At 57.6% G+C, this 12832-nt stretch carries 11 protein-coding genes; 5 read left to right on the top strand and 6 right to left on the bottom strand.

The window, feature by feature from the left end; translation table 11 throughout:
• Positions 1–87: 87 nt before the first annotated feature.
• Together gor and pgi are read right to left on the bottom strand one after the other, a co-directional pair.
• Entirely contained in the window at positions 88–1437 is a 1350-nt protein-coding gene (gene gor / locus ACEW8J_RS13115) for a glutathione-disulfide reductase (RefSeq protein ID WP_373492091.1), read from the bottom strand.
• Positions 1438–1453: 16 nt separating this feature from the next.
• On the bottom strand, positions 1454–2953 hold the full coding sequence (gene pgi / locus ACEW8J_RS13110) for a glucose-6-phosphate isomerase (protein WP_373492090.1): 1500 nt from the start codon (positions 2951–2953) through the stop codon (positions 1454–1456).
• Between the two features lie 152 nt (positions 2954–3105).
• Here pgi and lepB point away from each other — a divergent pair, with 152 nt between their 5' ends.
• The 3 genes from lepB to era are packed head-to-tail and all read left to right on the top strand — an operon-like array spanning position 3106 to position 5464.
• The gene (gene lepB / locus ACEW8J_RS13105; protein ID WP_373492089.1) at positions 3106–3909 is read left to right on the top strand and encodes a signal peptidase I; all 804 of its coding nucleotides are present in this window, start codon (positions 3106–3108) and stop codon (positions 3907–3909) included.
• On the top strand, positions 3906–4574 hold the full coding sequence (gene rnc / locus ACEW8J_RS13100) for a ribonuclease III (RefSeq protein ID WP_373492088.1): 669 nt from the start codon (positions 3906–3908) through the stop codon (positions 4572–4574). The genes lepB and rnc overlap by 4 nt, the downstream gene beginning before the upstream one ends.
• A complete protein-coding gene (gene era, locus ACEW8J_RS13095; protein ID WP_373492087.1) occupies positions 4571–5464 on the top strand; it encodes a GTPase Era in 894 nt (297 codons plus the stop codon). The genes rnc and era overlap by 4 nt, the downstream gene beginning before the upstream one ends.
• 400 nt (positions 5465–5864) lie before the next feature.
• Here the strand turns inward: era and ACEW8J_RS13090 are convergent, their stop codons facing one another.
• Positions 5865–6863, bottom strand: a complete 999-nt coding sequence (locus ACEW8J_RS13090; RefSeq protein WP_373492086.1) for an IS110 family transposase — start codon at positions 6861–6863, stop codon at positions 5865–5867.
• Positions 6864–6939: 76 nt separating this feature from the next.
• Between ACEW8J_RS13090 and ACEW8J_RS13085 the strand changes: the two genes are divergently transcribed.
• Positions 6940–7188 (top strand): YdcH family protein, encoded by a 249-nt coding sequence (locus ACEW8J_RS13085; RefSeq protein ID WP_373492085.1) that lies wholly within the window; start codon positions 6940–6942, stop codon positions 7186–7188.
• A gap of 225 nt (positions 7189–7413) precedes the next feature.
• Here the strand turns inward: ACEW8J_RS13085 and topA are convergent, their stop codons facing one another.
• The 3 genes from topA to plsY all read right to left on the bottom strand — a co-directional run bounded on the left by topA (position 7414) and on the right by plsY (position 11843).
• Positions 7414–9990 (bottom strand): type I DNA topoisomerase, encoded by a 2577-nt coding sequence (gene topA / locus ACEW8J_RS13080; protein WP_373492084.1) that lies wholly within the window; start codon positions 9988–9990, stop codon positions 7414–7416.
• A gap of 123 nt (positions 9991–10113) precedes the next feature.
• Positions 10114–11229: a DNA-processing protein DprA gene (dprA, locus tag ACEW8J_RS13075; RefSeq protein ID WP_373492083.1), complete on the bottom strand. Its 1116-nt coding sequence runs from the start codon at positions 11227–11229 to the stop codon at positions 10114–10116.
• A gap of 5 nt (positions 11230–11234) precedes the next feature.
• Entirely contained in the window at positions 11235–11843 is a 609-nt protein-coding gene (gene plsY / locus ACEW8J_RS13070) for a glycerol-3-phosphate 1-O-acyltransferase PlsY (RefSeq protein ID WP_373492082.1), read from the bottom strand.
• Positions 11844–11981: 138 nt separating this feature from the next.
• Between plsY and murI the strand changes: the two genes are divergently transcribed.
• Positions 11982–12794 (top strand): glutamate racemase, encoded by an 813-nt coding sequence (murI, locus tag ACEW8J_RS13065; RefSeq protein WP_373492081.1) that lies wholly within the window; start codon positions 11982–11984, stop codon positions 12792–12794.
• The last annotated feature ends 38 nt before the right edge of the window (positions 12795–12832 follow it).

The following is a 12832-nucleotide window of genomic DNA, read 5'->3' as shown; positions in this document are numbered from 1 at the left end:
CTAGTCAATGAATGGCCTGAAAGGCAATCGTCAATAGAGATTAATTGAATGATTAAATTTCATTTGTAACCAAGGGGTGCCGTAGCGTCACTTGAGCAGGACCAGTTCCTCGGCCATGCTGGGGTGCAACGCGACGGTATCGTCAAAGGCCTGCTTGGTCAGCCCGGCCTTCACCGCCACCGCTGCCGCCTGCAATATTTCCGGTGCGTCGGGGCCTATCATGTGCAGGCCGAGGATTTTCTCGGACGGATGTTCGACGATCATCTTGTACAGGCTGCGTTCCGCGCGATCGGCGAATACATTGCGCATCGCGCGGAAATCGGACGAGTAAACCTTGATATTGCCATATTTCTCGCGTGCCTCGCCTTCGGTGAGACCGACCGAGGCGATCGGTGGCTGGGAAAAGACCGCCGAGGGGATGCAGTCATAGTCGACCGTCCGTGGATTGTCGTTGAAGACGGTTTCGGCAAAGGCCTGGCCTTCGCGGATGGCCACCGGGGTCAGTTGCACCCGGTCGGTGACATCGCCGACGGCGTAGATGCTCTCCACATTGGTCTGGCTATATTCGTCGACCTTGATTGCACCCTTGTCGTCGGTCTCGACTCCGGCCTGATCGAGTCCCAGGCCCTCGATCTTGGGGCGCCGGCCGGTGGCGGCGAGGACGACATCTGCCTGCAGGGGTTTGTCGTCGCCATCCATATAGACGTCGAGTGCGCCGTCGTCGCGCTTTTCGATCTTGTCGAAGGTACAGTTGAAATTATATTTGATGCCCTTGGCCAGCGAGATCTGGATCAGGCGGTCGCGGACGCTTTCATCATAGCCGCGCAGGATGACGTCGGACCGATTGACGACCGTGACGTCGCAGCCCAGGCCGTTAAAAATACCGGCAAATTCGTTGGCTATATAGCCGCCTCCCGAAATGATGATGGCTTCCGGGAGTTTTTCGAGATGGAACATGTCGTTGGACGTGGACATGAGTTCGCTGCCAGGAAACTCTGCTTTTGCCGGCCATGCACCGACAGCGATCAGGATATATCTGGCGGTCACGGTCTTGCCGCTGGCCAGCTTGATGTCATGCGGTCCGGTCAGTTCGGCCCGTTCAAGGATGATCTCGACGTCGTGATTTTTCAGCGTCTCGGTATAGGCCTTGTTAAGCCGATCGACGTCCTTGAGCACATGATCACGCAGGGTCGGCCAATCGAACCGGGCATTGTCCCAGGTCCAGCCGAAATTCCTGCCGTCTTCCAGTTCTTCGGAAAAATGGGAGCCATAGACCAGCAGCTTTTTCGGCACGCAACCGCGGATCACGCAGGTCCCGCCGACGCGATATTCCTCGGCCACCGCCACTTTGGCACCATAAGAAGCCGAAACCCGCGCGGCCCGCGTTCCTCCGGAACCCGCCCCGATAACGAACAGGTCATAATCGTAGTCTGCCATGTGTAGTTCCTAATATTCAACCGGCGAAAGCCCGCTGTTTCAGTATTTCGGTCGATGCATCGAGCCGGTTACCATCTTCGGCCGACAGGGCATTGGCCATTTGCTTGCCCAGTTCCACGCCGAACTGATCGAAGGGATTGATGTTCAACAGGGCTGCGTTCACAAAAGTCCGGTGCTCGTAGAATGCGAGCAACGCACCCAGCGTCCGCGCGTCCAGATCCTCCAGTAATAGAGTTGCCGACGGTCTGTCACCCGGATAGTTTCGATGACAGTCATCGGAATTTTTACCGGTCATCAGAGCTGCCCCCTGGGCAAAGCAGTTGAGCAGCAGCCCCTGATGATGCGCCGGGTGCAGCGAATCGCCTGGTTCGATGACCGCGAGAAATTCGACCGGCACCAGATGGGTGCCCTGATGGAGCAGCTGGAACACGGCATGCTGGGCATCGGTGCCCACGCCGCCCCAGATGATCGGACTGGAATGCAGGGCGAGCGGTTCGCCGTCGAGGGTCGCGGACTTGCCATTACTCTCCATTTCCAGTTGCTGGAGATAGTCGGGGAGCAGGCCGAGCCGCTCGTCATACGCGAAGACAGCGCGGGTTTCACAGCCGCGCACCTGGGCGTAATATTGATCGGCAAAGGCCGCGATCACAGGGATATTCCTGTCCCAGGGCGCGGTCTGGAAATGCGCGTCCATCGCCGCCGCGCCGGCGAGTAAATCTTCGAACCGGTCATGGCCCAGCGCCAGGGCGACGCTGAAGCCAATCGACGACCATAAGGAATAGCGCCCGCCTACGGTATCGGAAAAGGGCAGGATGCGGGTTTCATCGACACCCCAAGTCACTGCCTGTTCCGGGCTGGCGGTCAGCGCAACAACCTGCCCTAGCGGATCGGCAATGCCCTGTTCGCGCATCCAGTCGAGTACCGATTGCGCGTTGAGCAACGTTTCCGCGGTGGTGAATGTCTTGGACGCGATGACCAGCAGCGTCTTGTCGGCAGAAAAACGCTCGAGCACCGGCTCGAGCGCGGCACCATCGATATTGGAGACGATGGCGAGTTCATATTTTTCATCGCCCAGCGCGAGCGCCTGATGCAGCATTTTCGGACCCAAAGCCGAACCACCGATGCCGAGATGGATGATCTGGGTAAAATCACCAAGCGCGCCGGAGCTGATCACCTCGATCAGGCTTTTCATGCGCTGGTGCAGGGCCCGGGCATTTTCCACACTCGCCGGCTTGCCGGTACCGCGTTCGGCGCAATGTTCAGCGGCCCGGCCTTCACTGATATTGACAGCTTCTCCCGACAGGAGCGCATTTATCTTTGCGGAAAGGCCAATGTCGTCGGCCAGTGTTTGAAAGGCTTGCAAGGCAGCCTGGTCCAGATGGGTTTTGCAAAAATCGAAATAGATGCCCGCCTGTTCCAGCGCGAAACTGGCTACCCGGTCGCTGTCTGCCGCGAACAACTGGGTGAGCGAGATGTGGGGGAGTGTCTTGATCGTTCGCCAATGGTCTGAAGTCATTCTTTCATCCGATCTGTAAAGTCTCAAATTTGCGCGCCCGTTGACCGGCCCTGCCCTATCCGCCGGACTGGTAGGCCTCAAGTTGAAAATGGCTGCTGCCAACAGATTGCAAGAAATCTTGACCTCCATGCCATTGTCGGCGAAGGGGCGCCATGGCGCGAAACAAAGCAGAACGATCGGAAACCGGCGACTTTGTCCTGTTCCTTGTAAAACTGGCTCTATTCATTCTGATATTGCGCAGTTTCATTGTTTCGCCATTCAACATTCCGTCGGAGTCGATGCAACCGCGACTGGTCGTCGGTGACTATCTGCTGGTCGCGAAATGGCCTTATGGCTTTTCCCAATATAGCCTGCCGTTCAGCGCGCCGCTGATCCCCGGACGGATATTGCCCAATTCACCGACACCGGGCGATGTCGTGGTGTTCAAGGCGCCGCCCAGCGCGCGCGATGACTATATCAAAAGGGTGATTGCCCTGTCAGGCGACATTGTTCACGTCACCGATGGCCTTGTCTCGATCAACGGCACCCCGGTGGAGCGACGGCAGATTGCGGATTTCGAGCATCCGGTGACGCCCAACAGTCCGTGTTTCCGTCCCGAATTTGAATCGCCGGCAGCAGAAGGTGCGAGGATTTGCCGTTATCGGCAGTTTCAGGAGACACTGCCCAACGGAGTGACCTATCGCACGCTGGATATTTACGAGGATTCCGAAGGCGATGATACGCAAGCCTTTGTCGTGCCGGATGGTCATATGTTCCTGATGGGCGACAACCGGGACCGCAGCGCCGACAGCCGTTTTCCGGCACAGGAGGGTCAGGCTATCGGCATGGTCCCGCAAGAGAATCTGGTTGGCAGGGCGCTGGTTTCGGTCTTCTCAACCGATGGTTCGGCGGAATGGATCAAGCCGTGGACCTGGTTTAGCGCCACTCGCTGGGACCGCATCGGAGAGAGGTTTTGAGCCGGCCGGACTTCCTGGAATGGATCGCAGAGATCACCGGTGAGCCGCCGTTGACACCGGAACTCTATATCCGGGCCGCGACCCATGGCAGCCATGGCGAGAAAGATTATCAGCGGCTCGAATTTCTGGGAGACCGGGTATTGGGACTGGTGATCGCGGACCATCTCTATCACCAGTTTCCGCACGATCCGGAAGGCCAATTGTCACAGCGCCTGAATGGGCTGGTCTCCGGCCCGGTGTGCGGCGATGTCGCCAAGCATATCGGGGTGGGCGACCATATCCTGCTCGGCAAGCAGGCCCGTGATGATGGCGCCCGCCATAGCGTGAAGGTGCTGGGCGACGTGATGGAATCCTTGATCGGCGCGGTCTATATCGATCATGGCATGGAGGCTGCTCGCCATTTCATCATTCGTCACTGGGACAGCCGGGTCACCGCGATTGTTGCGGATATCAGACATCCCAAATCCGCCCTGCAGGAATGGGCCGCGGCCAATAATCGCAAGGTTCCGGCCTACGAGCTGATCGACAAAAGCGGGCCGCATCATGATCTGAAGTTCACCGTTCGGGTGAGCGTCGGCAATATCGGCGAGGTCGAGGCGACCGCGTCAGCGATTCAGGCAGCCGAAACCGAAGCAGCAAAGAAATTTCTGGAAAAATTCACATGACTCAAAAATGCGGCGTAGTGGCATTGATTGGCGCTCCCAATGCCGGAAAATCCACCCTGATCAATGCGCTGGTTGGACAGAAAGTTGCGATCACCAGTTCCAAGCCGCAAACCACACGGACGCGGCTGCTGGGTATCGCGATCGAACAGGATACACAGCTATTGCTGGTTGACACGCCGGGCATATTCGAACCGCATCGCCGTCTTGACCGAGCCATGGTTTCCGCTGCCTGGGAAGGTGCGGAAGATGCCGATATCATCGTGATGCTGGTCGACGCGCGCGCCGGACTGGGGACCAAGGTCACCTCGATTGTCGAGCGGATCAAGCACCGCTCGGAAAAAACCATATTGGTGATGAACAAGGTGGATATTGCGGCGAAAGACAAGATGCTCGGCCATGTCGTCAAACTGCACGAACTGGCCGATTTCGACGAGACATTCTTTGTCAGCGCCAAAACCGGTGACGGACTGGAAGAACTGAAATCCTATCTGGTAGAGGCCATGCCAGACGGTCCCTGGCATTTTCCCGCCGATCAGGTCTCGGATGCGAGCGAGCGCATTCTTGCAGCGGAAATTACCCGCGAGCAGGTTTTCCGGCAACTGCACGCAGAACTCCCCTATGCAACCGCGATAGCGATGGAACAATATAAGGAGCGACCTGACGGTTCGCTCGAGATCCACCAGCAGATACTGGTCGAGAAGGCCAGCCAGAAGGCAATCATCCTCGGCAAGGGCGGCCACCAGATCAAGGAAATCGGTGCCAAGGCGCGGGCGGAATTATCCGGAATATTGGGGAAACCGGTGCATCTTTACCTGCATGTCAAGGTTAGCGCGAACTGGGACGAAGACCGCAGCCTGTATCAGGATATGGGGCTGGACTGGGTCAAATAGCTACGTCCGACCGGTTGTGACCGACCCGACCGGCGTCACCCTAGGTAGTTTCACGGATAGGCGCGAGCGGTGCCGGCGAATATCTCCGATTTTGGAATCGGGTGGCTGGAAAATGGCAACTCCGGTCCGAGACAATCAATCATTCAAGGAACCAATCTATGGACGCCTCCTGCGCAAGGTTTGTTTTTTGATCGTGCCGACAGCATTGGATGCGTGAATCTATCCGGCCTGTGAATGAAGCTTTTACGCTCCTGGCCTTGATGGGATCCGCTGCTTCAGTGCCTTTTAAGATGAGCGGCCTTTTATGGCCATCGTTCCTTACAGGCTTTGAAATCGCGGCCCTTGCCGTTACACCATCATATTCAACCTCGCATTCTCACTGCCTGAGCAGCGATCTCGTTTATGCCATTTTGTAATTTTCTCCATGACGCAACATTGCCCATGCCATTCGTGCCGTTTTGTTGGCCATCGCTACCAGCGTTTTATTATGGCCAGCGCGTGAAAGCAGCTCTTGAGCCCATTTAGAGCGGGGATCATCTTTGTTATCTATCCTGTAGAGAACTGATCGTGCGCCATGCACCAGTTGACGGCGCAAATAATGGTTGGCTCGTCTACCTATCCCGCCAAGACGGGGCTTACCGCCAGTTGTATATTGTCTTGGCACAAGACCGATCCATGCTGCCAGCGCACGGCCCGATGCAAAATGCCGCCCGTCGTCAATAGCTGCCACAAGGGCAGTGGCAACGACCGGACCTACGCCGGGTAGTGTTGCCAGGCGCCGGCATTGTTCGTTCGTCCTGCAGATATCGACCAGTTTGCGGTCCAACTCGGCAATCCGAGTATCCAGCATTTGAAATTCGGCGATCAGCGCTGTGAACATATCTGCTGCCAGCCTGGACAGTGCCGCGCTAGCGACCGCATCTGCAATATTGTTGCGGAATCGAAAGGCACCAACAGGGATCACAACTCCATATTCCGCTAAAAGGCCGCGGATATGATTGATCAAAGCCGTGCGCTGCGTTATTAGCCGATCACGGGTTCGGTGTATCATTTGCAGATCCTGTTGCTCTGTTGTTTTTACAGGCACAAATCGCATCGTAGGCCGCAGAGCCGCTTCGTATATGGCATCAGCATCGACTGCATCATTTTTTGAGCCTTTAACAAACGGCTTCACGAAACGGGGATGAATAAGGCGCACCATAATGCCCAGGGATTCGAACTGTCGCCCCCAATGATGCGCGCTGGCGCAAGCTTCCATGGCCACCGTTATCGGCGCCAAATTAGCTACGGTATCCTCCAATTTTACTCGACTGACTTTCCGGGAAATAATCTCTCCTTCCGAGGTTATCCCGTGAATATGAAAAGACTGCTTGCCCAAATCTATTGCCAATACATCCATCTACCTACTCCTTCTCCATTCCGTTATTGAGGCGAATAATTATCGCTGCGGCTGCAGGAGGCGTCCATCCCATAAAATGAGCCACGTAGCCCACGATCTCCATGCCGAATTCCCGAACGACGGCAATATTCTTCACGATCTGAAAATGTCAGACGCGCATTTCCTGACCGTTTCCGATCGATATCATGACATCAACAAGGAAATTCACCGGATAGCCGCGGAAGTGGAAGCGGCCTCCGACGAGCGGAGCGAGGAATTGAAAAAGCAGCGCCTGTTGATACTGGACGAAGTCGCCGCGATGATTTCGAAAGCCAGGGCGGCTTGATCGAAAAAGGACCGAAGGCGCCGTTCGAGGGGTAAGAGATCCTCCCCGCGTGCGGGGAGGTGGCGATCGCGGTAGCCTTGCGGAATGGGAATCTGGCTCGGGCTCTGCGCATGGACGGACAGCCCCTACACAACGCTTCGCGTGATCCCCCTCGCCCTGCCAGAAAGGGTTTTGGGGCAATCGCGATAAGGTTTTCCGTTCGTCCTGAGCTTGTCGAAGGACAGTTTATGCGGTTTTGGCTTTTGCCGGGGCTTTCTTGGCTGCGGGTTTCTTTTTCGCAACCGGTTTTTTCTTTGCCGCCGGTTTCTTTTTCGGTGCCGCTTTCTTGGCCCGCTTTTTCGCCGGTCCCTTGGCAGCGCGATCATCGATCAGCTGCGCTGCTTCTTCCAGGGTCAACTGATCCTTGTCGACTGTTTTGGGCAAGGACGCATTGGTGGTGCCGTCGGTTACATAGGGTCCATAGCGGCCATCCATCAATTTGATCTCGGATTCGGTGCGTGGATGCATGCCCATGATCTTGAGCGGCTCCATCTTGCCGCGACCCCGACCGCCGCCACTTTTTGCCGCATCTGCCAGTTTGGCGACAGCCGCGTTCATGCCGATTTCGAATACTTCCTGTGTATTCTCTAGCCGCGCCGAACTGCCATTGTGGCTCAGATAGGGGCCATAGCGACCGATTTGCGCCATCACGACTTCGCCAGTTTCCGGGTGGGTTCCCACTTCACGTGGCAAGGAAAGGAGCTTCACCGCCCATTCGAGTCCGAAATCTTCCGCCGGGATGTCCTTGGGGATCGACGATCGCTTGGCTTCCTTGCCCTCGCCCTTTTCCACATAGAGTCCAAATCGGCCAACCTTCCTCGTGATTTTTTCGTCGCTGTCTGGATCGACACCGAGTTCCTGCGGGCCTTCATCCTCTTCGGCATTGGCACCACCGCCCTGGGCAAAACGCCGGGTGAATTTGCATTCCGGATAGTTGGAGCAGGCGACAAAGGCGCCAAAGCGGCCGCCGCGCAGGGCCAGTTTGCCTTCGTTACAGCGCGGGCAAAGCCGGGGATCGCTGCCATCTTCCTTCTCCGGAAACAGATAGGGCTCCAAGAATGTGTCGAGCTCTGCCGTGACTTCCGACGGCAATTTTTCCATTACCTCCAGCGTCTTCGGTTTAAAATCATGCCAGAAGGCTTCAAGAATAGCTTGCCATTGGGCCCGACCACCGCTGACTTCGTCGAGTTCGTCCTCGAGTCCGGCGGTATAGTCATAGGCAACATAGCGATCGAAAAACCGCTCAAGAAAGCCGGTCAGAAGGCGCCCGCTCTCCTCCGCAAAGAACCGGTTCTTTTCAATCCGGACATAGGCGCGATCTTTCAGCGTCTTGATGATCGAGGCATAGGTTGATGGTCGGCCAATGCCCAGTTCTTCCATCTTCTTGACCAGACTGGCTTCGCTGTAGCGAGGCGGCGGCTGGGTGAAATGCTGAGTCGCATCGACCGACTTCTTGGCTGGACTGTCGCCCTTGGACATGGCCGGCAGCAGACCGCCGTCGTCATCCTTGTCGTCATCGCGGCCTTCTTCATAGAGTGCCAGAAAACCAGGGAATTTGACGACCTGCCCGTTTGCCCTGAGACCTGTCTTGCCGGTTCCGTCGAGCATTTCCACGGTGGTCCGTTCGAGCCGGGCCGACGCCATCTGGCTGGCCATGGCGCGTTTCAAAATCAGGTCATAGAGCTTGGCATGGTCGCCGCTGCCGACGGTCTTTTTGGTGAAGCTGGTCGGACGGATAGCTTCATGCGCTTCCTGGGCGTTTTTTGCCTTGGACTTGTAGATACGCGGACTATCCGGAACATAGCCTGCGTCATAGCGATCGGTGATCGCCTTGCGGGCGGCTGAAATGGCGCTGCCATCCATTTGCACGCCGTCGGTCCGCATGTAGGTGATGGCACCATCTTCATAGAGCTGCTGAGCAATGCGCATCGTGTGGCTGGCGGAATAGCCGAGCTTGCGCGCGGCTTCCTGCTGCAGGGTCGAAGTCGTGAACGGTGGGGGTGGATTGCGCGTGAGTGGCTTAGTTTCGATCGATTCGATCGTGAACAGGCCATTTTCAACGGCGGTCTTTGCCAGCATCGCCTGACCTTCATTCGCCAAATCCATTTTGCCGAGCTTTTTGCCGTCATGGACCGTCAGCCGGGCTTCGAATGCCTGCCCGTCCTGCTCCATCTGAGCAGTGACCGACCAATATTCCTGAGGCCTGAAGGCTTCGATTTCGCGTTCCCGTTCGACGATCAGCCGGAGCGAAACCGATTGCACGCGGCCGGCGGATTTTGCGCCGGGAAGCTTGCGCCACAATACCGGCGACAGGGTAAAGCCAACCAGATAGTCCAAGGCCCGGCGGGCGCGATAGGCATCGATCAGATCCTCGTCCAGCGCCCGCGGATGGGCCATGGCTTCGGTCACGGCTGCCTTGGTAATCGCGTTGAAGGTTACCCGGTCGACGATATCTGGCAGCGCTTTCTTAATCCGCAGCACTTCCTGTACGTGCCAGCTGATCGCCTCCCCTTCCCGGTCAGGGTCGGTCGCGAGAATCAGGCGGGTGGCCTTTTTCGATTCGTCGGTGATTGCTTTCAGTTGCTTGCTCTTGTCGGCGTAATTCTGCCATGTCATGGCAAATCCATCGTCCGGATCGACCGACCCATCCTTGGGTGGAAGATCGCGAATATGGCCATAGGACGCCAATACCTTGAAATCCGATCCCAGATATTTTTCAATGGTTTTGGCCTTGGCGGGCGACTCGACGATAACTAGCTGCATAGGTTCCGATTTTCTTTGTTCTCACGTATACGCGCGAGGCTGTGACAAGGATTGGGCTTAGGTCAAGGCCCTGAATGAAGTTTTTTGTCAATGGCGATCGAAAATTAGCCGATCGACCAATGCTCAGTTCAACAGGCTGACCCGGGCACCGGCGTGGCGGGTCAGGCGTCCGGCCAGCTCCAGTTCGAGCAGCGCGATTTGCACCGCAGGCGAGGACAGACCCGATTGTCGCACGAGTTCATCGATGGTGACGGGCGTGATACTGAGCAGATCCACGACCGGTGTGCGAACGCCAGTTTCGCCAGCGATCGGGTCGGGTTCAGGCGTCATCATGGCTTCCTCATTGAGCGGCGATTCTAAGTCGTGACCAGCCGATTCTGCGCGATCGTCAAAATGGCGAATCAATTCCAGGATATCGTCGACCGATTGTACCAATATCGCGCCATCCCGAATCAGCATATTGCAGCCTCTTGATCGCGGATCGAGCGGAGAGCCGGGCACCGCCATGACCTGGCGGCCGGCTTCCGCCGCCAGTCTGGCCGTGATCAAAGACCCGGAACGCGGTGCGGCCTCGATCACGACCGTGCCTCTGGCCAGTCCGGCGATGATCCGGTTGCGATAGGGAAAATGCCGAGCCCGCGGCTCGGTTCCGGGCGGCTGTTCGGCCAGCAGCAATCCGGATTCGGCGATCTTGCGCTGGAATTGTTCATTTTCGTGCGGATAGAAAACGTCCAGTCCGCCGGCGATAACGGCAATGGTCGCTGTGAGCGAACCTTGATGGGCGGCGGTATCTATCCCCTTCGCCAATCCAGAAACAACGGATACGCCCGATTCCGCCAGACCATGAGCGAGATTTTGGGCAAAGCGGCAGGCGGCGGCCGAGGCGTTGCGTGCACCGACCATTGCGACCATTGGCCGGTTGAGCAGTTCCAGTCTGCCCTGCCAGAGCAAGAGCGGCGGCGCGTTGCCCAGTTCCGCCAGCAGCTGCGGATAGCCGGGGTCATCGAGAAACAGCATGGCAGCGCCGAGCTTCTGAATCGCCTTAAGTTCGGAGTCGATCTGCCTGGCGTCGGCGATACGCGGTGATCGTCCGCCGCCGCGGGCGGCCAGATCCGGAATGGCGTCCAGTGCGCGTGCCGCGGAACCAAATCTCCTGAGCAGGTGCCGGTAAGTGACGGGTCCTACATTCTCGGATCGGATGAGCCGGAGCCGGTCAAATACTTCCTGATTTGGCTCCATTCATTTCAGGCCTTTTTGGTCGACCCGACCTTCGGTTCCTCGCCCGCAATCAGCCGCTCGATATTCGAGCGGTGCTTCCACAGAACCAGCAGGGCCAGACCGATGAACATGGGCAACATCGCATATTCTCCAAGGGCGAATGCGGCGATCGGTACGGAGATCGCTGCCAGCATTCCTCCTACGGAAGAATAGCGCCAAAGCGCAAGCGCACCAAGCCAGGTGACCGCAAATATCAACCCGGCCACGGGCATCAGGGCGGCGACAATGCCGAGCAGCGTCGCCACGCCCTTGCCGCCGACAAATTTGAGCCAGACCGGATAGAGATGGCCGAGAAAGGCACCCAGGCCAGCCAGGACGCCCAGTTCGCCGGGAAATTGCAGAGCGATCCAGACCGCCGCATAGCCCTTTCCCATATCGAGCAACAGGGTCAGCGCGGCCAGGGCCTTGTTGCCGGTGCGCAAGACATTGGTGGCGCCGATATTGCCGGATCCGGTCTGGCGCAGATCGCCGCCACCGCTCAGGCGCGTCAATAGCAGGCCGAACGGAATCGAGCCGAGCATATAGCCGAACAACAACGCCAATATTGGTTCTACCCACATAGATTGCACTGACATTACCCCCTGTTGATTTCGCGCTATATTCCGGTTCAAGGTTGAGCAAGCATCTCGTTGAAAAAAACGGCCAAGGGCAAACGCCTGTCAGACGAATCGAAGCGGTTGCCGTTGCCCTGCACATCTGGCTATGGGCAACGCATGAACGAAGTGCAAATGAGTGAATGCCCGCCCCTGTTGTTTTTTGATACCGGTGTCGGCGGGCTGTCGGTGCTGGCCGAGACGATGAAATTGCTGCCACGCGCGCCGATCGTCTACGCCGCGGATTATGCCGGTCTGCCTTATGGCATGAAGTCCGAAGCGGAACTGGCAGCGCGGGTCCCTGCGCTGCTCGGCCGGCTAGTCGAGCGCTACCGGCCAGCACTGGCGACCATTGCCTGCAACACGGCGTCGACCATTGCGCTTGATCATGTCCGTTCGGCGCTGGATATCCCGGTGGTCGGGACCGTGCCCGCGATCAAGCCGGCCAGCGAGAGCAGCAAGACCGGGGTGATTGGGCTGCTGGGCACGCGGGCAACAATCCGGCAGCCTTATGTCGACCGACTCGCGGCCGATTTTGCTTCGAACAAGATCTTGCTGCGCCATGCCGCGCCCGAACTGGTTTATGCAGCGGAAGCGAAGCTGCGGGGAGAGGAACCGGATCGCCGGGCGATCGCAGAGGCCATGGCCGGATTGCTTGATCAGCATGGCGGAGAGCGGATCGACGCCGTCATTCTCGCCTGCACCCATTTCCCGTTGCTGCGCGATGAACTGGCAGTGGCGGCACAAAGGCCGATCCAGTTTATCGACGGGGCGATGGGCATTGCCCGGCGGATCGCCTATCTGACGCGGGACATGGCCTGGCCGGCAGAAAGCGGCACAGGCATATTTGTAACGACCGGCGGTCTTGAAGATATCAGCCCGTATCGATCCGCTTTCCGGCAATATGGCATCGACCGGTTTGAAAAGCTGTGAGCCGATGATCAGACATGTCTTATTGCGAGTGGTTCGCG

Source organism: Parasphingorhabdus sp. (assembly GCF_041748495.1).
Lineage (GTDB): Bacteria > Pseudomonadota > Alphaproteobacteria > Sphingomonadales > Sphingomonadaceae > Parasphingorhabdus.
The sequence above is the reverse complement of the archived record's forward strand: the minus strand, read 5'-3'. Positions and strand labels throughout refer to the sequence as shown.